Origin of the sequence: Marinobacter sp. (assembly GCF_041690615.1) — a bacterium.
Taxonomy (GTDB): Bacteria; Pseudomonadota; Gammaproteobacteria; order Pseudomonadales; family Oleiphilaceae; genus Marinobacter.
On sequence record NZ_JAWLGY010000015.1, the window covers coordinates 22,696 to 44,232 of the forward strand.

Here is a 21,537-nt window from a genome sequence, read left to right on the forward strand (position 1 = left end):
ATGGCACAGGCACAGAAGGCAGAAAAACTTCAGGCGTATGTCTGGGAAGGTAAAGACCGCAAGGGTAACAAGACCAAGGGGGAGATCTCCGGTACCAACCTGGCGCTGGTAAAGGCCCAGTTGCGCAAGCAGGGTGTGATGCCCAGCAAGGTCAAGCGCAAACCCAAACCGCTGTTTGGCGGCAGCAAGAAGGTCACGCCCTTTGATATCGCCATGTTCACCCGCCAGCTGGCGACCATGATGAAGGCCGGTGTGCCCCTGGTGCAGAGCTTTGACATTGTGGCCGACGGCCTGGACAACAAGGGGCTACAGGAGCTTGTGATTGCTATCCGCAATGATGTTGCTTCGGGCACCAGCTTTGCCGGCGCGCTGCGTCGTCATCCGAAGCACTTCAACGATCTGTACTGTAACCTGGTGGATTCCGGTGAAAAGGCCGGTGCGCTGGAGCAGATGCTGGATCGTATTGCCAATTACCTTGAGAAGACGGAGATTCTCAAGAAGAAGGTCAAGAAGGCGATGACCTATCCGATTGCCGTTATTGTGGTGGCGATCATCGTGACGGCAATCTTGCTGGTGAAGGTCGTGCCTCAGTTCGAAAGCCTGTTCCAGGGGTTTGGTGCTGACCTTCCTGTGTTTACCCAGATGGTGATCAACCTGTCGGAGTGGATGCAGAAATGGTGGTTTGTTGTACTGCTGGGTATTGTGGCGTTTATCTTTGCGTTTGGGCAGGCGAAGCGGCGATCACAGAAGTTTTCTGACTTTGTCGACAAATATCTGCTTAAAGTGCCCATTGTTGGCGAAATTCTCGACAAGTCGGCGGTAGCGAAATTTGGTCGGGTGCTGTCCACTACGTTTGCCTCCGGCGTACCGCTGGTAGATGCCCTAGACTCTGTGGCCGGTGCCACCGGTAACGCGGTGTACCGGGACGCCATTTTCAAGATTAAAGATGAAGTATCTTCCGGTGTTCAGCTACAGGCGGCCATGCGCCAGACGGATGTATTCCCGGTGATGGCTGTACAGCTTACGGCCATTGGCGAGGAATCCGGTAATCTGGATGAGATGCTGGGCAAGGTGGCCGAGCACTACGAGGCTGTGGTGGATGACATGGTAGACAACCTCACCGCTCTGATGGAGCCGATGATCATGTCGGTGCTGGGTGTGCTGGTGGGTGGTCTGATTGTGGCCATGTACCTGCCGATCTTCCAGATGGGTCAGGTGGTTGGTTGACGCCTGGTTTTTTGCCGCGGGATCCGCGGCCACGGCCCTTCGACAAGCTCAGGGCGAACGGGGAAGTTTAAAGCGTTTGTGCCACGGAACCCACTGAAGAACACGGAAAAAGCAAGCCAAAAAGAAGAGTGGTTATTGGCCACGGACCCACACCGACAAGGTTTTAGCTTGCTTTTTGGTCCGTGAATGTCCGGTGCAAAAAACATTCTTTTCCGTGTGCTTCCGTGGCTATCACAGTCTTTTAACTGTCCCGATCGCCCTGAGCTTGTCGAAGGGCCGTGGATTCCGTGGCAAAACGATCTTTAACTCCCGCCACGCTGCGGTGCCCCCTAATAACACAGGTTTTCCATGGCTGTTCTCGACGCTCTACTGACTACTCCCTGGCTGTTCTATTTCACAGTACTCTTCGTCTCACTCTGCATTGGCAGCTTTCTGAACGTCGTCATCTTGCGACTGCCCAAAATGATGCACCAGGACTGGCGTTGTCAGTGCGAGGAGTTCCTGGCGGTTCCGGAAAAAGAGCGCAGTAGCGAGGAGCGCATCACCCTGTCCCGGCCGGCATCTACCTGCCCTTCCTGCGGTCACAAGATTCGCCCCTGGGAGAATATTCCGGTGGTCAGTTATCTGTTCCTCAGGGGCAAGTGCAGCCGTTGTAGCGCACGAATTTCGGTCCGTTATCCGTTGATCGAAGCGGTTACTGCACTCTTTTCGGTGCTGACCGTATGGCTATTGGGCCCTTCGGTGGGTACGCTCTGGGCGCTGGTACTGGTATGGGCGCTGATTGCCCTGACCATGATCGATTTCGACACCCAGCTGCTGCCGGATAACATCACCCTGCCCCTGATGTGGCTGGGGCTGGTGCTGAACTACTTCGGCTACCTGACGGACTTTCAGAGTGCGTTCTGGGGGGCGGTTGCCGGCTACCTGTCCTTGTGGTCCGTTTACTGGCTGTTCAAGCTGGTGACCGGCAAGGAAGGCATGGGGCATGGGGACTTCAAGCTGCTTGCTGCCATTGGGGCCTGGCTGGGATGGCAGTTGCTGCCGGCAGTGATCTTGCTGTCATCCCTGGTGGGTGCGGTGGTAGGCATCAGCCTGATGGTGTTCCGCCGCCATGGGCGGGATGTGCCGATTCCGTTCGGGCCTTACCTGGCGGCTGCCGGGTTGCTGGCATTGTGGTTCGGGGATGAGATACTGGCCGGGTGGTATGCGTGGTTGGGAGTGGCTTGAGAGTCCACTCCCAACCACCTCCATCAACTACCCGCGTAGCCCAGCTTCTTGTCTACGTGGTTGAATAACTCGTCACCCTTGTGCCAACGGTCGAAGTTTTCCAGGAACTGGTCCGTCAGGGCCCTGCGCCAGCCGATAAAGTCGCCGGACATGTGGGGGGTCAGGATGACGTTGCCCATTTCCCATAGCGGGTGGTCTTCCGGCAGGGGCTCCTCTTCGAACACATCCAGCGCGGCGCCGGCGATTTCGCCCTTGTTCAGCGCATCGATCAGGTCTTTGGTGTTCACGATGGGACCACGGCCGATGTTGATCAGGCGGGCTTCCTTTTTCATGGCGGCGAAGGCTTTCTGGTCAAACAGCCCTTCGGTCTGAGGGGTCAGCGGCGCCGCAATCACCACGAAATCCGCCACCGCCAGCTGATCAAAAAGCTGCTCATTGGCGTGGACGGCCACGAAGTCGTCATCACCACTTCTGGCACGACGGGCCACGCCGTGGGGGTTCATGCCAACAGCTCTCGCCAGGCGAGCAATCTGACGACCAATGGAGCCCGCGCCCACGATCAGCACTTCACGCCCCTCTGCCCGCTCTGTGTCACGGTGCTTCCACTTGTGCCCGGCCTGCAGGCGCATGGAGCGGGGGAAGTCCTTGGCGAACATCAGCATGGTACACAGCACATACTCGGCAATGCTGCGGTCAAAAATGCCCCGGGCATTGGTGACCGTCACGTCGCTGTCGATCAGTGCCGGAAACATCAACGCATCCACCCCGGCGCTGGTGGCATGGATCCACTCCAGCTTGTCCGCTGTGGGCCACGCCGCCTCCAGCGCCTCGGTGCGGAAATCCGTCACCATCATCACCCGACTGCCAGGCAGGGCCTCCCGCAGGGTTTCCTCGTCCCAGGCCAGCCGGACCTCACCCCTGGCGCGAACCGCATCAATACCCGGCGGCTCCGGCTCCCCCGGTGCGGTCAGTACGGTGATGACAGGCTTCTGGTCGTGGCTCATGGGTGCTGAATCCTCCGGTTCGTCTCTTTGGCTTTCCCAGAGTTTGGTCGCTGCGACCATAAGGGTCAACGTGACAAGCCAACCTCGTTGTCGATAAGCGGGCAGCACCCAGTTCGTGACAAGGAATCGGGTAGGTCTTTTCGGGATCGTGCGTTGGCGAAGCCGAGCGTACAGGGATGTATTCACAGCGTATCCCGAAAAGACCTACCCGATTCCTTGCTACCCGAGAACTCAGCCAGCCTTCACCGAAATCATCAATTGCACGCTGTAGCCCTTGTACCGGAATCACTTGGTGGACTACTCTGCCCGAGAGGGCCTGAAGGCCCCACCAGACTTCCATTCATGGCCGTGAGAGGTGCTTATGGCAGAGGCTGCAAAAGATACCGGGCAAACCCAGCCGCGCAAGGTGAAATACCGCAAGGCCAAGGCCTCCTGGAACCCTGCGATGCAGGCGATTCCTGTGCCGGGTATCCGACGCATGGTGAACATGGCGTCCACCATGAAGGACGTGATTCACCTGTCCATTGGCCAGCCTGACCTGCCCACGCCAAAACACATCATCGATGCCTATGTGGACGCCCTCAATGCCGGCCAGACCGGCTACACCATGGATGCGGGCCTGCCGGAACTGCTGGTGGCCCTGCGGGATTACTATGGCAAGCGTTATAACCGCAAGCTGACCCGGGACAACATCCTGATCACCAGCGGCGCCACCGAGGCCATGTACCTGGCCATTACCTCAACCGCCCAGCCCGGCCGGCAATTCATCATTACCGACCCCACGTTCCTGCTCTATGCGCCCCTGATCCGTATGAACGGCGGCGAGGTGAAGTACATTCCCACCCGGCCCGAAAATGACCATCAGCTTGACCCGGACGAAGTCATCCGGGCCATGGGCTCGCGCACCTATGCGATCATCCTCAACTCCCCCAACAACCCCACTGGCGCCGTGTACCCCCGTTCCACCGTGGAAACCATTGTGGAAGAGTGCGCCTACCGGGGCATTCAGATCTACGCGGATGAGGTCTACGACCACCTGATTTTTGACGATGATGACTACGCCAGCGTGCTCAAGTGCGCGGTGGATCTGGACAACATCATGTGCATCAGCAGCTTCTCCAAGACCTTCAGCATGGCGGGCCTGCGGGTAGGCTGGGTGATATCCAGCCAGGCCACCATCAAGAGCCTGCGCCGGTACCATATGTTCACCACCTCGGTGGCCAACACACCGTCCCAGTTTGCCGGGGTGGCGGCACTGACCGGCGACCAGCAGTGTGTCAGGGACATGGTGGATATCTACCGGGAGCGCCGGGACAAGATTGTCGAGCTGATCGACCAGACGCCTCATCTGACCGGCTACAAGCCCGGCGGCGCCTTCTTTGCCTTCCCAACCCTGCCACCCCATGTGGATGGCTCGGACCTGGCCCTGCGCATGCTGAAAGAGACCGGGGTGTGTACCGTGCCCGGGGACGCCTTCGGGGAGCACACGCAGAATGCCCTGCGGCTGAGCTTCTCGACGACCTGTGAGAAGCTGGAGGAGGCCTTCGACCGGATTATTCCGTGGATGGCAAAGCAGCAGTTCTGACAACCTCTCCTGATACGCCAGCCCGCTACCTGCAGCGCTGTGTAGCGGGCCGACCGACCCTGATGAAGACGAGCCATGCTTGAGCCCGCCACCCTGCAATGCCCCTACTGCTGGGAAACCCTGGAAGTGTTCGTGGACCCTTCCGTGCGGGACCAGGAATACGTGGAGGATTGCCAGGTATGTTGCCAGCCCATTCTGATCCACGCGGTCTTCGATGAGGATGGCGGGTTGCATCTGAATGCCACCCCGGAGAATGAATAGCCGCCTGCACAGGCTCCATGGCCACTGTACGGGTAATACCTGCCTGGTCAGTGCTTGCCGGCAGCCCGTGGGTCGTTCACTCTATAGCCGACCTGTACCAACGCCGGAAAGACCAAAGGAACTGCCATGATATTGCGCCCACTGCTTGCCCTGACCCTTGTTTTGACGCTTCTTTCGGGATGCGCCGGCTTCTCGCCCCTGACCATCAGTGAGGGAACCCTCGAGCGCCACCTGCAGGATGCTGTCAGCAACTACGACCGCCAGCAGTTGCAGGCGGGCTCGCCCCTTAGCCTTTCTCTCGACAACGCTGACATTACCCTGGGGCCAGACGGTCGCGATGTGGCCGTTATCGATCTGTCAGGCCAGGTCGCCCTGAACGCCCTGATGGCGAAGATCCCCGCTGACATCCGGTTGAAGGTGGAAGGGTCACCGGTGTATGACAGCGAGGAGCGGGCTATCTATATACGCCGGCTGAAGCTGCTGGAAAGCAGTGTGGACACGCCCTACTTCAGCAGCGGTGAGCTGGCACCGGTGACGGATAACATCATGCGGGTCGTCGCCCAGATGTTGGAAACCATTCCGGTTTATCGGCTGGACGACACCAGTCTCGGCGCGCGGCTGATGGGTATGACGGACATGGATTTGCGGGTGGCGCCCGGCCGGTTGGAGTTTGTGAAGCGCTAGTTATGGAGCGCTCACCAATCCTGGAAACGTTTAAATCACCAAGCACTCACAAGGGGCAGCCTTCGATTCCGTGCAAAGCGCGCGAGGCGAGGGCTTTTGCCGGGACACGCCGTAAATCCATCCCTGGAGGCTCTTCGAAAAGGCCCCTCTTTTCAAAGGTCCCGGAAAAAGCCCTCACCCCACGCGCTCGAACTGTGGAGCTATCCTCAGTCCCAACGATCCAGTTTTGAAAAAACGGAGTCAGAAGCAAACCTAGCTACCTGACAGCGAAGTATCCGACGGATCCAACTCCATTTGCTGGATGGCGATCACGGCCTGGGTGCGGTTGCGCACGCCGAGCTTGCGGAAGACCGCGGTGATGTGGGCTTTGATGGTGGCTTCGGAGACGTCCAGGTCGTAGGCGATCTGTTTGTTGAGCATGCCTTCGGCCAGCATACCCAGTACCCGGAATTGTTGTGGCGTGAGGGACGCCAGTTTGTCCGAGAAGTCGGTGTTTTCTGCCTGGGTCTGTTCAAGCTTTTCGGCGACGCCTTCCGGCAGCCACATGTCCCCTTCCAGTACCGCCTGGATGGCGTCGGTGATTTCCGGCAGTGGCGCGGACTTGGGAATGAAGCCGGAGGCGCCGTAGTCGATGGAGCGGCGCATGACCTGCAGGTCTTCAGAGCCGGAGACCACCACGACCGGTAACCCCGGGTACTGGCCGCGCATGAACACCAGGCCGGAAAAACCGTGGGCGCCGGGCATGTTCAGGTCCAGCAGCACCAGATCGGCGTCCGGCTTCTGTTCCACGGCGGCCTGCAGGGCCTTGATGCTCTCAACCTCGGCCACCTCCGCGTCGGGAACTGCCTGGCTTACGGCCTGACGCAGTGCCGCACGGAACAGCGGGTGGTCATCAGCGATGATTATGTGTTGAGTCATCCACGGGCATCCTCTTGTTATTCCGGCTTGGTACCTGGCTGGCGGCAGGGCTGACCCGGCTTTGTGCAAGCCGGATTGTCGAGCCCCCCACCGGGGCTGCCGCCTATTCTACCCCAAATACGACGATGCCCGCAGGGGGTTGGTCCCTGCGGGCATCGGCAGTGCCCGGTCTGGTCAATGCGCTGACCAGGCCGGGCCTCTGGCACCGTTATCGGTGGCGCTTATTTGAAAGCGCGTTCGCTGATCAGCTCGTCCACCACGCCCGGATCCGCCAGGGTGGAGGTGTCGCCCAGCTGATCATGCTCGTTGGCAGCGATCTTGCGCAGGATGCGGCGCATGATCTTGCCGGAGCGGGTCTTGGGCAGGCCCGGCGCCCACTGGATGACGTCCGGTGATGCGATGGGGCCGATTTCCTTGCGCACCCACTGCACCAGTTCCTTGCGCAGCTCCTCGGTGGCCTCCACGCCCTGCACCAGGGTGACATAGACGTAGATGCCCTGGCCCTTGATGTCGTGGGGGAAGCCCACCACGGCGGCTTCCGCTACCTTGTCGTGAGCGACCAGGGCGCTTTCCACCTCGGCGGTACCCAGGCGGTGGCCGGAGACGTTGAGCACGTCATCCACCCGGCCGGTGATCCAGTAGTAGCCGTCTTCGTCACGACGGGCACCGTCACCGGTGAAGTACATGCCCGGGTAGGCGCTGAAGTAGGTCTGCTTGAAGCGATCATGGTCACCGTAGATGGTCCGCATCTGGCCGGGCCAGCTGTCCATGATGACCAGGTTGCCCTCGGCAGCGCCTTCCAGGACATTGCCGTTACTGTCCACCAGTGCCGGCTGCACGCCGAAAAATGGCAAGGTGGCGGAACCGGGTTTGAGGTCCACAGCGCCTGGCAGCGGCGAGATCAGGATGCCGCCGGTCTCAGTCTGCCACCAGGTGTCCACAATCGGGCACTTGCCATTGCCGATTACCCGGTGATACCACTCCCAGGCCTCCGGGTTGATGGGTTCGCCCACCGAACCCAGCAGGTGCAGGCTCTCGCGGGTGGTGCCCTTCATGCAGTCTTCGCCTTCAGCCATCAGGGCGCGGATTGCGGTTGGGGCGGTGTACAGAACGTTGACCTTGTGCTTGTCCACTACCTGGCCCATGCGGGAGCTGTCCGGGTAGTTGGGCACGCCCTCGAACAGCACGGTGATGGCACCGTTGGCCAGCGGGCCGTAAAGGATATAGCTGTGACCGGTGACCCAGCCGAAGTCTGCCGTGCACCAGTAGACATCGCCGTCCTGGTAATCAAAGACATATTCGTGGGTCATGGACACGTACGTCAGGTAACCGCCGGTGGTATGCAGTACGCCCTTGGGCGCGCCGGTGGAGCCGGAGGTGTACAGCATGAACAGCGGGTCTTCCGCGCCCATGGGCTCCGGTGGGCACTCGGCGGAGGCGTCTTTCATCAGGTCTTCGTAACGAACGTCACGGCTGGCATCCCAGGGCACGTCGCCGCCGGTACGGGTAACCACAACCACTTTTTCCACATCCGGCACGGAGTCCCCTTCCAGGGCCGCGTCCACGTTTTTCTTGAGGGGGATCTTGCGGCCGCCGCGCAGGCCTTCATCCGCCGTAACAATGAAGCGGGACTTGCCGTTTTCCACCCGGGCACCCAGTGCCTCGGGTGAGAAGCCGCCGAAGACCACCGAGTGAATGGCGCCGATGCGGGCGCAGGCCAGCATGGCCACGGCGGTTTCCACGATCATGGGCATGTAGATGGTGACCACATCGCCTTTCTTGACGCCCAGGGTTTTCAGGACGTTGGCGAACTTGGCCGTTTCTGCATGGAGTTCACGGTAGGTAACGTTGCGGGATTCCGCAGGGTCGTCACCTTCAAAGATGATCGCCGTCTGGTCGCCGCGCTTTTCCAGGTGCCGGTCCAGGCAGTTGGCGGAAGCGTTCAGTACGCCGTCCTCGAACCACTTGATGGACAGGTTGTTGTAGTCGTAGGTGGTGTTCTTCACCTTGCTGTAGGGCTTGATCCAGTCCAGACGCTTGCCGTGTTCGCCCCAGAAGGTATCCGGGTCATCGATGGACTGCTTGTACATCTGTTCGTACTGTTCGCGGCTGAGCAGTGCCCTTTTCGCGAAATGGTCGGGTACCGGGTATAGCTTCTTGTCGGTCATTGTTTCCCCCTTGCTTTACAGAGTCTGTTACTGAGTTGTCGGAATTGTTGGAACAGAACTTGTCATCGGCACACCGTCTTCTCCGGCGGCCGGCAGATGCCACGAATCCCAAACCTGTTCTGGAAACAGCTCCTGACAACAGGCATCTGCAATAAGTGGATTGCCCTATCTGACCATTTAAGGGCGACCCATTGAATTAGACCAACGTACTACCGGGGATCGTTGAATGGTCCAGAGATGCCTTGCGACGCTGACAGCGTGCTCCGCTCTGCATACAGGGAAGGATAGTTCGCCCCGGGCCTTGTGAAAAGCACCGGGGCGGAGGGAAAGGGAGCCCCGTCAGGCGGCAACGGCCGCCCGGCGCTGGCGGCGTGTGCGCAGGCTGTAGATACGCCGGTCGCCCAGGGCATAGCGGTTGAGCCCACCCAGGTGGGTCTTGCGCAGGTAGGTTTCCCAGCCAATCCGCCGGGGATCGACAGAGAACAGCTCCCGGTCGGCGTCACCCATGCGCTCCGCCAGGTCCATCAGTTTCTCGTTATGGAACACATAGTCCGGCGCTGTGTAGAAACCGAAAATGGTGGCCAGGGCCCGGGTGGTGTCCAGGTTGCGCAGCAGTTTCAGCTCGCGGCTGTGGCCGGCCATCTTCATGGCCTTGCTGGCCAGTGACAGGGATACCCGCATACCGGTCACCGCCGTATCGAACAGGGTCCGGTTCACCGCCATGAACGGCTTGCTGGGCTGCCGGCAGAACAGCTTGTCGTAGGCGGCGTAGTTTTCTTTCGCTTCGGCCATCAGGTGGTCGATAAACTCGCCCAGGGAAACGGGGTTCATGGACCCGCTGCAGCTCTGGTAGATCCTCCGTGCCGGCTCCCGCACCAGGGCCTCGGCACCGGCCAGCAGGATACTGTTGGCAACCAGGTCCACCGGGATCACGTCGATCACGCTTTCACGGTTGCCCGGGAACACGGTGACCTTCTCCCGCGCATAGGCCAGGATAATGGCGTCTGCCACCTTGACTCCCTCGATCCAGCCGGGCATCGGTTCTTTCAGGGCGCTCTCGATAATGGACGGACGCACGATGGTCAGGGCCTGGTCCGACAGTGCTTCCATCAGGCGCTGTTCACCCAGCCACTTGGTAAAGGTGTAGGTGTCGCTCCAGCCATAGTGATTGGCCTCACGGATGCCCAGCTCCACCAGTTTCTTTTCCAGCTGTTTGCCGGCGTAGCGGGAGCGGACGTCGGTAACCTTGTCTTGAAGCAGGCGTATCAGGGCGTCGGTATGGTAGTAGCCGTGCTCACTCCGGGGGATGGCGGCACCGGCAGGTTTGATGATGTCTTCGCCAATGTGGCCGCTGTTCATGCCATTGACGTAGCAGGTGGACACCTGCACCACCGGCGTGCGGCCACCGGCCCTGGCAAAGGCTGCCACATTATCCAGGCAAAGGGTGTTGATGCTCAGGGCCTTGTCCAGTTCCTCGCGGAAGTTGACGCTGGCGGCAGAGTTGATCACCAGGTCCACCCGGCCGGCCAGGCGCTCGTGTTCGGCTTCCGTCAAACCAAAACGGGGACGGGTAAGCTCACCCTGGACACAATGGACCTTGTCTTCCAGAAAGGCCTCAAAACCCTCGTTATCCTGGTTACGCAGTCGCTCAAACACACTGGAGCTGGCAATTTCGCTGTAAAAACGCTCGCGGGCATCAGGGTGGCGGGCATTGCCGCGCACCAGCACATGCACCCCTCCCACCTCCGGCACCGCGCGGATCAGTTTTTCCAGTACAGCCTTGCCCAGGAACCCCGTGGTGCCGGTAATCAGAACATGCTTGCCCTTCAGGGCACGGCGGACCGAGGACTCGGTGTCGTCGGATTCAGGAAACAGTTGGGTCATGTCGATTGAACTCCTTCTCGTATGCTGTCCGGAAGATTTGCATGAAGATTTGCATAATGCGGGCCAGTTCAGAAACGCCACCTTCATGCTGCATCTGCTGACGTGAGTCTGCCATGGAGACCATGACAATATGGAGTCAACAGGCGGAAATTAAACTGTCGATTTACTGCTCACAAGCGCCGGAAAACCTTGCCAGAAAACCATCCACTCGTACCGAGTCCGGCTCTGAACGCAGGCGCTCCAGCAACGTCTGTTGCGGACCAAAATCGGCTTTGCTGTAAGTGGGTTCCGACTGCTGGGGAGAGTCGCCGGAGCCCGCCGCAATGCGCAACAGCAGTGCAGACGTTCCCTTCAGCGCCTCCTGCTGGAGCACCCGGTCATCGGAGTGATCTTCCAGCAGCGCCTCCATCTGACGAAACAGATCCTGGCATCGCGCATGGGGCGGGCTGGCAGCTACTGCCGGGACCTGGTCGGGGCTGGTCAACACCGGATCGGCCTGGAGTGACTCAACAGATGACCCGGCAGCGGCCTGGGGCGGGGTTCGCTCGGCAGGGACCTCGGCAAGCCGGGTGCGGTGTTCCCAATAAGCCGCTAATCCGGCTTTGCTGGAGGGGCGGTGCATCAGGTGCCGGTTCACCTGGTCGGCCAGGGTAATGAACTGCTTGAAGGAGGGGTCCGCCTCGGACAGCGTGGCCACCGGCCTCTGCAGCTCCACGGACTGACGGATGGACTCGTCCCGCCAGACGGCGCCGATGTAGTCAACATCCATGGCAAGGTGTTTGCGGACCGCGCCGGCAAATCGGCGATAGACTGATTGCGCCTGTGACGGCCCTGCTGCCATGTTCACAATCACCCCCGGCACTCGCCGGTAACCGCGACGCTGCAGCACTCGCAACAGGGAGTAGGCATCGGTCAGTGACGCAGGATCCGGGGTGATCACCACACAGGCCAGGGCCGCCAGGGCAATCATGTGTAGCCCGGCAGGGCGCAGGCCGGATGCGGTATCAATCAGCACAATGTCGTAATTGCGCTCCAGGGAGGCCAGTTGCTGAAGGATTAGGCCAGCGTCTTCAGTATCAAGGTCCATACACCGCTGAACACCGGAGGCACCTGCGATCACATGCAGGCCATAGGGCCCCTCCATGATCACGTCGCCCAGCGGGCAATCGCCGGTGACGGCATGCTCCAGGGTACGTTGTGGATACTGCCCCAGCAGGATACTCACGTTCGCCAGGTCGGTATCTGCATCCAGCAACAATACCCGCCGGCCCTGCCGGGCCATGGTAAGCGCCAGGTTCACCGCGACCGAGGTCTTGCCCACCCCGCCCTTGCCGCCGGTCAGGGCGACAATATCAGGGGTTCTGCCCCCACTCGCCGGACCAGTAGCAGCAAGACCATCTGACTTCTGACTAAACGATTCGCTGACAGCCATCCCGGACCATAATCCTGTTCCACGAGCGCCAGGTGACAGGCGCGCATTAATGCCCGACTATCATACCCTTCTCAGCTATTCCCAGTGAAACTGTTTATTTAATCGACAGGAATAGCTTGATATGTCACTTTTATTAGCTATGCTAAGCCACTGACATGTAACATTTGTTTACGCAACTTAACAAAACATCATGACACAGACGTCGGTTACCGAGCCCTTGCCCACTCTACCGGAGGTCCATCTCAGGGCCCTGGAGGCCTGCCGTGGGCACGACAGCTATCGCAGGATAACCGACATCGTGCACCAGGACCCGGCCCTTACCGCCAGGGTTCTCACCCTGGCAAACGGCGCAGCAGTGCACCTGCCCCAGCCGGTAACAACCCTGGAACAGGCACTGCTCAGGCTGGGCACCGACCGGCTCGGTAACCTGGTACTGACGGCGGCACTGCAGCAAGTCCTGTTTGAAATGGCTGAGGGGTTCTGGCAGAAGCTTCACGGCTTCTGGCATGACGCCCTCGCTGTGGCGCTGACCTCCCGTGCGCTTGCACGGCTGACCCGCTATTCTGAACCCGATACGGCCTTTCTCGCCGGAATGCTCCACAATTCAGGGCGCCTGCTGCTTCTGAGGCGGGAGTTGGCGGAACCCGACAGGTCCGGTGCTCCTCCCTACCCGGAACTCAGCGCGGAACTTGCCGCACACTGGCGTCTGGACAGTGAGATACAGCAGGCCCTCAGCCGGCAGCTGGAAGATGCAACCCCACTCATGAGCGCCGGCCACCTGGGGCGAATAACGGCGGTGGCGGTGCAACTGGTGACAAGGGAAGGCCACGGCCTGACCATGGCCAGAACCCTGTTCGGACTTGAAGAGGAACTCAGTGCGGAGATACTGCGACGTATCCGGCTGGAAACCCTGGACCTGGCCCGTGACATGGGCATACCGGGTAAAGCGGTCTATGACGGCCCGGGGGCAACCCGACGCCTGACCGTTGCCGCGGTTCGTGACCTGCTGGCCGGTGACCTTATCGAGGGGGCAACGACCACCGTGGCCCCGGAACAGATACGGCGCCAGGTGCATGAAATCAACAATCCGCTGACGGTAGTGCGACAATATCTCGCCCGGCTGCGCTCTCACCTGTCAGACTCCGGCGGTGAGCGGGATATCGACATTATCGAAGAGGAACTGGCCAGGGCCAGTGACCTGCTGGCGGAACTCACCAGTCAGGGCACTGATGCAGACCTCCTGTCACAGTCAGATCTCGGCAAAGCTGTTATAAACCAGGAGGTACTGGCCCTGACGGACCTGTTGACGGACGGCCTGTTCCACGAGCTGCATACCCATTGCAGCCTTGATCTTTGCGATGAGAGCACCGCCGTCGACGTACCGGCTGCCCCGATCCGTCAGGTACTGCTGAATCTCCTTCGTAACGCTGCGGAGAGCCGTCCGGAGGGTGGCGTTCACGTGCTGGTCCGGTCAAGCGCACCGGTCTGGCAACAGAACCGGCAGTGGGTGGAGCTTATCATCGAGGATAATGGCCCCGGGCTACCGGATGCGGTCAGGCGCCAGCTGTTCGAACCGGTCGCCTCCGCCAAGGGCGGGGCACACAGCGGCCTTGGCCTGAGTATTGTCAAGCAGTTAATGGATGACATGGACGCCATCATCAGTTGCCAGAGCAGTCAGTCAGGAACCTTGTTCCGCCTGCTGTTTCCGGCGTGGACACCAACAGAAGACCGGTAACGCCCCAGGGTAGCAACCGCCACCAGGGTACCAGGACAACCTCCGGCAGGCGGAGGTCAAACCGGCACGGGTGAATGAGCGATGTGCGATGATCCAGACAAGCGATTCTGAGTCCGACCGGCTCCGGGCCCGGCAACAGGTTCTGGTGGCCGACGACAACCCGCGTCTGCTGGCGAGCCTTGCCAGCCTGCTCGGTGATCACGGGTTCCGGGCGGTAACCGCCAGCAATGGCAGCGAGGCCTGCCAGCTGTTACGGGAACACCGGTTCACCATGGCGCTGCTGGACCTGAACATGCCGGGCAGGGATGGCTTCCAGGTGATGGAAGAGGCCTCACGCCTGCAGCCGGACTGCGCCCTGGTCGTGGTCAGTGGCGAGACCTCATTCCGCGCTGTAAGCCGGGCCCTGCGACGGGGAGCCAGTGACTACATCCGCAAACCCTTCGATCCGGACGAAGTGCTGGCCACACTGGAGAACGTGCTGGGCAAGCAGTCGCTGCTGCGGGCCCACGAAGATGTCCAGCAAAGGCTGGAGAAGTCCGAATCCCTGCACCGATATATCGTCAACAACTCGCCGGACATTGTCTTTATGCTGGATGGTCAGGGACGCTTCTGCTTCCTTAACCGCAAAGTCGTTAACCTGCTGGGATATCAGCCGGCAGACCTGCTGGGAAAACACTTCCGCCTGTTACTCGACGACGAGGAGGCCTCAAGAAGCAAGCTGGCCCTTAACGACCCGGGCATCAGCGCTGACCACCCGGTCTCCTTCGAGGTCTGCCTGCGGGCCAGCGGCTCGGACCGGGCGACCCGACATTTCGAGATTACCGCTTTCCCCATCAGTGATGACAGCTGGCGGACACTGGGCGACAGGGAATACAGCGACCTGAGTCTTCATGCCCGCTACTACGGCATTGCCCGCGATGTTACCGAGCGCAAGGAGGCCGAGGCGTTCATCAGTTTCCAGGCCTACCATGACCTGCTCACCCGCTTGCCCAACCGCGCCCTGTTCAGGGACCGGCTGACCATGGCCCTCAACCACGCCAGCCGTCATCACCAGCAGCTGGCGGTCATGTTCCTGGACCTGGACAGGTTCAAGATCATCAATGACACCCTCGGGCATACCGTGGGTGACCGCCTGCTACAGGCTGTGACCCAACGCCTGGAGAAGTGCCTTCGCAAGGGCGATACGCTCTCCCGTTTCGGAGGTGATGAATTCACCCTGCTGCTGCCGGCGGTACCGGACCGGGAAGACGCCGCAGTGATCGCCAACAAACTGATCAATGCGCTGCGCGAGCCCTTCCAGCTGGACAACCAGGATATCTTTATCGGTGTCAGTATCGGCATCGCCATGTTCCCGGAAGCCGGCGACAACATTGAACAGCTGATCCGCAATGCAGACCTGGCCATGTACCAGGTGAAGTCCCGGGGCAAGGACAGCTACTGCTTCTTTGAGAGCAGCATGACCGTAGACTCCAGTGAACGGCTGACCCTGGAGCGGGACCTTCGCAGGGCCATCAGCGACGGTGAACTCAGGGTGCACTACCAGCCCCAGGTGTGCCTGCGCACCCGCCGGATAACCGGCCTTGAGGCCCTCGTACGCTGGCAGCACCCGGAACGTGGCCTGCTGATGCCAGCGGACTTCCTGCCCCTTGCCTCGGAGACCAACCTGATCTCCGAAATCAGCCATCAGGTCCTGACCAGTGCCTGTGAGGAAGTGGGCCAGTGGATAGCCGCCGGGCACCGGGATCTCCGCCTGGCGGTCAACCTGTCCCCGGTTCAGGTGGAACACCCGATGTTCACTGAACGGCTGATGTCGCAGCTGCGACATATTGGCTTTCCGCCGGCCAACCTGGAGATCGAAATCACCGAAAACGTCATCATGAACGACCTGGAGCAGGTCAGCCATACCCTGCGGGAGCTGGCCCGCCACGGTGTTCGCATTGCGATCGACGACTTCGGTACCGGCTATTCCTCGCTGAACTACCTGCACCACCTGCCCATTCATACCCTCAAGATCGACCGCTCATTCGTGCACGGTGTCCGCTCAGGCAACGACGGCGCCTGCATCGTGAACGCCATCATTGCCATGGCCCAGGGGCTGAAGCTGGAAATCGTGGCAGAAGGCGTGGAAACACAGGATCAACTGGAGTACCTGTCCACCAGCGATTGCGACCTTGTGCAGGGCTTTCTGTTTGGCCGGGCCCAGCCGGGTGACCGGATTGCCGAACTGCTGGACTGCCACGCACTACCCATCGCCAGCAGTGCGTGACAACAGACGGTTTCCGGGGAGACCGCCGGCGAAATCAGGACCGGTAAAAACCGAGGGCATCCAGGAAACGGTCAATGTCATCCATCACCGGCCCGGAAAACAGACACCGGTGACCAGAGGACTGAAAGCGTTGCAAGGCATCTGCGTCGAACCCCGCCCGCTCCAGCAGGTACAGGGTGCGCCGGGCGATCGCGTCGCCGGAGTCCACCCAGAAGCGAACCTCGGGCAACAGTCTCTGCAGGGCTTCGGTAATCAGGGGGTAGTGGGTACATCCCAGCACCAGGGTGTCGACTCCGGCGTCCCGGAAAGGCTGCAGAGCCACTGACAATGCGGGCTCCGGCAGGGGCCGCCCCCTGGCCCAGTCTTCAATCCAGGTGACCAGTTCCGGGTGCCCTACCCGCTCGATCCGGCAATCCGCCGCGAAGTCGCCGATGAGATCTTCCAGGTAGGGGCGACGGACGGTGGCCGGGGTGGCCAGGAGTCCGATACGACGATTCTCCGAGACGGCGGAGGCCGGCTTGATGGCGGGCACCACCCCTACCACCGGGACGTCGGTAGCCGCCCTCAGGGCCGGCAGGGCCACCGTGCTCGCGGTGTTGCAGGCCACCACAATGACATCGAACGGACGTTCCCGGAGCTGCTCCATCACCAGGGTCACGGTGCGCTCGATCACTGTTTCCTCGGGCTGGTTGCCGTAAGGGAAACCGGCGTTATCAGCCACATGGGTGAGCCTCGCCGCGGGCACCTGCCGATGCAGGCAACGGGCAATGCTCAGACCGCCAATGCCTGAGTCAAACACCAGTATTTCGGGCACCCTGCCCGGAGCCCCCGGCTTCAAACTCCGCGCTCTCCCTGCATTTCCTCTTTCAGCCGGAGTATCAGGCGACCGGCAATGGTGGTTTCCGGCGGTATGGGGGGATGCTCGTCCGGCGTGAACCAGTCCGCCTCGGCGATTTCGTCTTCCTGCAGTACCAGGTCGCCGGATTCGTAGTCGGCAAAGAAGCCCAGCATCAGCTGGTGTGGAAAGGGCCAGGGCTGGGAGGTCCAGTAGCGGACGTTAGTGACCGTAAGACCGGTTTCCTCGAGGGTCTCGCGGGCAACCGCCTCTTCGGCACTCTCCCCGGGCTCCACGAAACCGGCAATCAGGCTGAAGAAATAACTCCGCGCCCGGGTGGAACGGGCCAGCAGGAAGCGGTCACCCCGGCGAATCACCACAATCACACAGGGCGCCAGCCGCGGGTAGAACGGCATGCCACAGGGCTCACACCAGCGGGCCCGTTCATGGGTATGGAAGCCGGTTTCGGTTCCGCAGCGGCCGCAGTACCGATGGTCCCGGAACCACTGCTGAACCTGGGCGGCAGTGCCCAATACTTCCGCCGGGGCATCCGGCATGGTCAGCAGGGCTTCCCGGAGATGGACCGGCCGGGTCAGATAGAGAAGCATCCCCGGGTCAACGCTGGCCACATACACACTACGGCCGTCCAGCTCGCCCACATAAACCGGCTCGGTACCCTCGTCCAGGGCACCGTCAACACTGCCCCAGCGATGGTACCAGTCGTCCTCCGGACACCAGAGCTCTGGGCCGTTCATGGCGATGACCAGGTCATCTGCCTCCGGGGCCTTGCGGGACCAGCCTGCGTTCCAGTTTGCCATCGGGTACTCCAGCGTCGTCTGAAAACCTGAAATGTACCATATTCTCGCCTTTGTCCGGCGGCCCCGACCAAGTAAACTTGTTGCCCTGTTTCGCCCTGTCCGGAGTCTGACTGAATGCGATTGTTCCCGGCTGTTTCCGGTGCTATCACGACACTGATGCGCAAACTCCTGTTCCTGTGGGTCCGTACCGATGTACTGGGAGCCGGCAGGGACGAGCTGAACCTGGATCCCGACCGGCCGGTCTGCTACATCATGCAGTACAGCTCACTCTCCAGCCGACTGGTACTGGAACAGGAGGTGGCCCGCGCCGGCCTGCCGCCCGCCAGGGCACCCATGCCGGTGCACGGCGGACCGGACCACTCCTTCTGCTTTCTGTACCGCCGCGCCCGCAGCAGCTTCAGCCCCCGCCTGACGCCGGTCATGACGTCACAGATGGAACAGCTGGTGAACCTGTCCGCGGAGGACCCGACCCTGGACATCCAGCTGGTGCCGGTATCCCTGTTCTGGGGCCGGTCGCCGGACAAGGAAAAGTCCGTGCTCAAGCTGCTGCTGTCCGATACCTGGTCTGTAGCGGGGCGCTTCCAAAAGTTTCTGATCATCCTTCTGCACGGCCGCAATACCCTGGTGCGTTTCGGTGAGCCCATGTCACTGGCGGACATTGTGCGTGAACACCACCACAGCAGGGCCCGGGCCAGCCGCAAGACCGCCCGCCTGCTGCGCACCCATTTCCGCCGGGTTCGCCAGGCGGTGCTGGGACCGGACCTGTCCCACCGCCGTACGCTGGTGACAGACCTGATCCGCACACCTGCCGTTCGTGAGGCCATCCGCGAAACCGCCCGCGGTGAGGACGAGCACCCGGAAAAGGTCCGGGCGCGGGCCTACGAATACGCCAATGAAATTGCCTCCAGCATGTCCATCGCCACCATCCGCATTCTGGAGGTGCTGCTGAGCTGGCTGTGGAACCGGATCTACAACGGCATCCGCATCAACAATATCCGTGAGGTGCAGGAAGTCGCGGAAGAGAACGCCGTGGTCTATGTCCCCTGCCACCGCTCCCATATCGATTACCTGCTGCTGTCCTATGTACTTTACCGCAATGGCCTGATGCCACCCCACATTGCGGCGGGCATCAACCTGAACATGCCGGTGGTGGGGCCGATCCTGCGTCGCGGCGGGGCGTTTTTCATGCGTCGCAGCTTCAGGGATAACCCGCTCTACTCCGCCGTGTTCAACGAGTACATGCATGTAATATTTACCCGGGGCTATTCGGTGGAATACTTCGTGGAGGGCGGTCGCAGCCGGACCGGGCGCACCCTGCAGCCCCGCCCGGGCATGCTGTCCATGACCGTACGCAGTTTCCTGCGGGATCACCAGAAGCCGATCGTGCTGGTGCCCGTATACATCGGTTATGAGAAGGTGATGGAAGGCCGCTCCTACCTGGGTGAACTGCGGGGCAAGAAGAAAAAGCAGGAAAGTGTGGTCGGCCTGGCCAGGACCGCCCGCAAGCTGCGCAGTTCCTTTGGCAAGGTGTCGGTGAACTTTGGCGAGGCCATTTACCTGGATGATGCCCTGGAACAGGCCCGGCCCGGGTGGAAGCATGAAGCCGTCGGCGCAGAGGCCCGCCCGGCCTGGTTACCGGAAGCCGTGAACCACCTCGCCCGCCAGGTGACCACCGGGATCAATTCCGCTGCCGCCATCAATCCGGTCAACCTGGTGGCAACCCTGTTGCTGGCAACCGAGCGCCTGGCCATGGATGAGCGGCAACTGGCGACCATGCTCGACCAGTACCTGGACCTGCTGAAGGCCCACCCCTACGCCGAAACGGTCACCTTCCCGGAAGGGGATGGCCGGGAATGGATCCGTTACTGTGAATCCATGGGCCTGGTGGGCCGCTACCCCCAGAAACTGGGAGATATCATCGGGCTGGACGGCACCAATGCCACGCTGATGACCTATTACCGCAACAATATCCAGCACCTGTTCGCCCTGCCGGCACTGATCGCCTGCCTGTTCGAGAACTGCACCTCCATGGCACGGGACAAGGTGATCTTCCTGGCCAGTGCCATCTACCCGTACCTCCAGTCAGAGCTGTTTATCCGCTATGACCCGGACTCGGTGGGGGTGGAGGTGGACCGCTGGATCAGTACCCTGTCTGACCACGGGGTACTGCGGGCCGACGGGGACCGGGTGATGGGCCCGGAGGAAGGCACCGATGAGCGGCTCCAGCTGCACACCCTGTCCCGGTTTATCATCCAGACCCTGGAGCGGTATTACATTGTGATTGCGACGCTTCGCAAGCACGGCCCCGGGGCGCTGACCGCCGAAGAGCTGGAAGAGGAGAGTGCGCTGATGGCGGAGCGTATGTCGATTCTGTTCGGCCTGAATGCGCCGGAGTTTTTTGACAAGACGTTGTTCCGCAACTTTATTGGCGAGCTTTCGGGTAACGGGGTGATTGTGGCCGGCGACGACGGGCGTCTGGGTTATACCCGGGAGCTGGAGGAGGTTTCCGAGGATGCGCGATTGGTGTTGAGTGTGGAGAAGCGGCAGGCGATTGCGCAGGTTACCCAGTTAAGCCGGACTGACTGATTCTGGCTACTGGATTACGCTGTCATGTTTGGGTGCCGGAAGGGAGCGCTTGTAATGGATAAACGTCATACCGGCTGCTTTTGCCTTCCAGCTTCAAGGCCGGGACCGGGCCGGTGATGGCCGGGGCTCGTCTGGAGCGTTTTACGACGACCCGGTAGCGGGCGCAGGCGAGGGCTGCGGTAAGGAGGTTGGCGGCATCCGGGTCGTCACCGACGACGGGGCGGAAGAGTTGCATTTCTTTTTTGACCGCGGCGGTTTTGTCCCTGTGAGGGAACATGGGGTCCAGGTGGATGACGTCGGCAACGGGCTCCTGCCCTGCCCTTTGCTGTAACCACCGGATGCTGTCGGCGTGGATCAGGGTCATGCGGGCGATGACCGGGGCGGTGGTTTCGTCTGCCGCGGCACGGGCCAGGCCGTCTTCCAGCAGGGCGTGGATGACCGGGGACCGTTCCAGCATTGTGACCCGGTGTCCGAGGCCGGCGAGGACGAAGGCGTCCTGGCCCAGGCCGGCGGTGGCGTCGAGGATGTGCAGGGTCTGGTGGGTGCGCTTGAGGCCGACAGCACGAGCGATCAGCTGGCCGGTGCCGCCGCCGTGGGCCAGTCGGTAGCCGGCCTTGCCGGCAACGAATTCGGCTCTTACCGGGCCCGGAGCCTTGCGGCCGGTGGCCTGGAGGCAAAGACCGTTCTCGTCCAGGAACAGTATTCTCGGATGATCAGCAATGTGTTTTGGTGATACCACACCCAGCCAGGGGGCGCCCAGCCGGGTCGCAAGCGTCTCCGCCCTCCCCGATAGCTCCGCGGTTGCGCAGCCAACCGGTGGCAGGCGTTCTGCGTCATTGAGGTCCTGGTCCTTAGGCTGGGTCATGGGAAAGAGGTTCTGCTATGGCCGGTGCAGCAACGGGTGGGA

The 21,537-nt window shown here is 61.1% G+C and carries 16 protein-coding genes; 8 read left to right on the top strand and 8 right to left on the bottom strand.

The window, feature by feature from the left end; all coding sequences use genetic code 11:
- On the top strand, positions 1–1,227 hold the full coding sequence (locus ACESMZ_RS11675) for a type II secretion system F family protein (RefSeq protein WP_372972661.1): 1,227 nt from the start codon (positions 1–3) through the stop codon (positions 1,225–1,227).
- Between the two features lie 348 nt (positions 1,228–1,575).
- The gene (locus tag ACESMZ_RS11680) at positions 1,576–2,454 is read left to right on the top strand and encodes a prepilin peptidase (protein WP_372958429.1); all 879 of its coding nucleotides are present in this window, start codon (positions 1,576–1,578) and stop codon (positions 2,452–2,454) included.
- Positions 2,455–2,477: 23 nt separating this feature from the next.
- On the opposite strand, the gene ACESMZ_RS11685 is transcribed toward ACESMZ_RS11680, so the two are convergent.
- Positions 2,478–3,458, bottom strand: a complete 981-nt coding sequence (locus ACESMZ_RS11685; RefSeq protein WP_372958428.1) for a D-2-hydroxyacid dehydrogenase — start codon at positions 3,456–3,458, stop codon at positions 2,478–2,480.
- A 361-nt stretch (positions 3,459–3,819) separates the two neighbouring features.
- On the opposite strand from ACESMZ_RS11685, the gene ACESMZ_RS11690 reads away from it, so the two are divergent.
- The 3 genes from ACESMZ_RS11690 (at position 3,820) to ACESMZ_RS11700 (ending at position 5,988) form a co-directional block, all read left to right on the top strand.
- Positions 3,820–5,043, top strand: a complete 1,224-nt coding sequence (locus tag ACESMZ_RS11690; protein ID WP_372958427.1) for a pyridoxal phosphate-dependent aminotransferase — start codon at positions 3,820–3,822, stop codon at positions 5,041–5,043.
- 75 nt (positions 5,044–5,118) lie between these two features.
- Positions 5,119–5,304 (top strand): CPXCG motif-containing cysteine-rich protein, encoded by a 186-nt coding sequence (locus ACESMZ_RS11695; RefSeq protein ID WP_372958426.1) that lies wholly within the window; start codon positions 5,119–5,121, stop codon positions 5,302–5,304.
- Positions 5,305–5,430: 126 nt separating this feature from the next.
- Positions 5,431–5,988 (top strand): DUF1439 domain-containing protein, encoded by a 558-nt coding sequence (locus ACESMZ_RS11700; RefSeq protein ID WP_372958425.1) that lies wholly within the window; start codon positions 5,431–5,433, stop codon positions 5,986–5,988.
- 252 nt (positions 5,989–6,240) lie between these two features.
- On the opposite strand, the gene ACESMZ_RS11705 is transcribed toward ACESMZ_RS11700, so the two are convergent.
- The 4 genes from ACESMZ_RS11705 to ACESMZ_RS11720 form a co-directional block, all read right to left on the bottom strand.
- On the bottom strand, positions 6,241–6,906 hold the full coding sequence (locus ACESMZ_RS11705; protein WP_372958424.1) for a response regulator: 666 nt from the start codon (positions 6,904–6,906) through the stop codon (positions 6,241–6,243).
- 221 nt (positions 6,907–7,127) lie between these two features.
- Positions 7,128–9,074, bottom strand: coding sequence for an acetate--CoA ligase (gene acs / locus ACESMZ_RS11710; protein WP_372958423.1), 1,947 nt, complete (start codon positions 9,072–9,074; stop codon positions 7,128–7,130).
- A gap of 339 nt (positions 9,075–9,413) precedes the next feature.
- Positions 9,414–10,958 (bottom strand): fatty acyl-CoA reductase, encoded by a 1,545-nt coding sequence (locus ACESMZ_RS11715; protein ID WP_372958422.1) that lies wholly within the window; start codon positions 10,956–10,958, stop codon positions 9,414–9,416.
- A 163-nt stretch (positions 10,959–11,121) separates the two neighbouring features.
- Positions 11,122–12,390, bottom strand: a complete 1,269-nt coding sequence (locus ACESMZ_RS11720; RefSeq protein ID WP_372958421.1) for an AAA family ATPase — start codon at positions 12,388–12,390, stop codon at positions 11,122–11,124.
- Between the two features lie 190 nt (positions 12,391–12,580).
- On the opposite strand from ACESMZ_RS11720, the gene ACESMZ_RS11725 reads away from it, so the two are divergent.
- Together ACESMZ_RS11725 and ACESMZ_RS11730 are read left to right on the top strand one after the other, a co-directional pair.
- A complete protein-coding gene (locus ACESMZ_RS11725; RefSeq protein ID WP_372958420.1) occupies positions 12,581–14,125 on the top strand; it encodes an HDOD domain-containing protein in 1,545 nt (514 codons plus the stop codon).
- A gap of 88 nt (positions 14,126–14,213) precedes the next feature.
- Positions 14,214–16,391 (top strand): EAL domain-containing protein, encoded by a 2,178-nt coding sequence (locus ACESMZ_RS11730; RefSeq protein WP_372958419.1) that lies wholly within the window; start codon positions 14,214–14,216, stop codon positions 16,389–16,391.
- A 34-nt stretch (positions 16,392–16,425) separates the two neighbouring features.
- Here ACESMZ_RS11730 and murI read toward each other — a convergent pair whose 3' ends face one another.
- Entirely contained in the window at positions 16,426–17,229 is an 804-nt protein-coding gene (murI, locus tag ACESMZ_RS11735; RefSeq protein WP_372958418.1) for a glutamate racemase, read from the bottom strand.
- On the bottom strand, positions 17,226–18,044 hold the full coding sequence (gene nudC, locus ACESMZ_RS11740) for an NAD(+) diphosphatase (protein WP_372958417.1): 819 nt from the start codon (positions 18,042–18,044) through the stop codon (positions 17,226–17,228). Before nudC ends, murI begins: the two co-directional genes overlap by 4 nt.
- Before the next feature lie 114 nt (positions 18,045–18,158).
- On the opposite strand from nudC, the gene plsB reads away from it, so the two are divergent.
- Entirely contained in the window at positions 18,159–20,630 is a 2,472-nt protein-coding gene (gene plsB, locus ACESMZ_RS11745; RefSeq protein ID WP_372972662.1) for a glycerol-3-phosphate 1-O-acyltransferase PlsB, read from the top strand.
- A gap of 22 nt (positions 20,631–20,652) precedes the next feature.
- Here plsB and ACESMZ_RS11750 read toward each other — a convergent pair whose 3' ends face one another.
- Entirely contained in the window at positions 20,653–21,495 is an 843-nt protein-coding gene (locus ACESMZ_RS11750; RefSeq protein WP_372972663.1) for a class I SAM-dependent methyltransferase, read from the bottom strand.
- Positions 21,496–21,537 lie beyond the last annotated feature (42 nt).

Excerpts from the sequence above, each read along its gene's own strand:
- ACESMZ_RS11675 (WP_372972661.1), top strand. The coding sequence starts at position 1 with ATGGCACAGGCACAGAAGGCAGAAAAACTTCAGGCGTATGTCTGGGAA.
- ACESMZ_RS11680 (WP_372958429.1), top strand. The coding sequence starts at position 1,576 with ATGGCTGTTCTCGACGCTCTACTGACTACTCCCTGGCTGTTCTATTTC.
- ACESMZ_RS11685 (WP_372958428.1), bottom strand. The coding sequence starts at position 3,458 with ATGAGCCACGACCAGAAGCCTGTCATCACCGTACTGACCGCACCGGGG.
- ACESMZ_RS11690 (WP_372958427.1), top strand. The coding sequence starts at position 3,820 with ATGGCAGAGGCTGCAAAAGATACCGGGCAAACCCAGCCGCGCAAGGTG.
- ACESMZ_RS11695 (WP_372958426.1), top strand. The coding sequence starts at position 5,119 with ATGCTTGAGCCCGCCACCCTGCAATGCCCCTACTGCTGGGAAACCCTG.
- ACESMZ_RS11700 (WP_372958425.1), top strand. The coding sequence starts at position 5,431 with ATGATATTGCGCCCACTGCTTGCCCTGACCCTTGTTTTGACGCTTCTT.
- ACESMZ_RS11705 (WP_372958424.1), bottom strand. The coding sequence starts at position 6,906 with ATGACTCAACACATAATCATCGCTGATGACCACCCGCTGTTCCGTGCG.
- acs (WP_372958423.1), bottom strand. The coding sequence starts at position 9,074 with ATGACCGACAAGAAGCTATACCCGGTACCCGACCATTTCGCGAAAAGG.
- ACESMZ_RS11715 (WP_372958422.1), bottom strand. The coding sequence starts at position 10,958 with ATGACCCAACTGTTTCCTGAATCCGACGACACCGAGTCCTCGGTCCGC.
- ACESMZ_RS11720 (WP_372958421.1), bottom strand. The coding sequence starts at position 12,390 with ATGGCTGTCAGCGAATCGTTTAGTCAGAAGTCAGATGGTCTTGCTGCT.
- ACESMZ_RS11725 (WP_372958420.1), top strand. The coding sequence starts at position 12,581 with ATGACACAGACGTCGGTTACCGAGCCCTTGCCCACTCTACCGGAGGTC.
- ACESMZ_RS11730 (WP_372958419.1), top strand. The coding sequence starts at position 14,214 with ATGATCCAGACAAGCGATTCTGAGTCCGACCGGCTCCGGGCCCGGCAA.
- nudC (WP_372958417.1), bottom strand. The coding sequence starts at position 18,044 with ATGGCAAACTGGAACGCAGGCTGGTCCCGCAAGGCCCCGGAGGCAGAT.
- plsB (WP_372972662.1), top strand. The coding sequence starts at position 18,159 with ATGCGATTGTTCCCGGCTGTTTCCGGTGCTATCACGACACTGATGCGC.
- ACESMZ_RS11750 (WP_372972663.1), bottom strand. The coding sequence starts at position 21,495 with ATGACCCAGCCTAAGGACCAGGACCTCAATGACGCAGAACGCCTGCCA.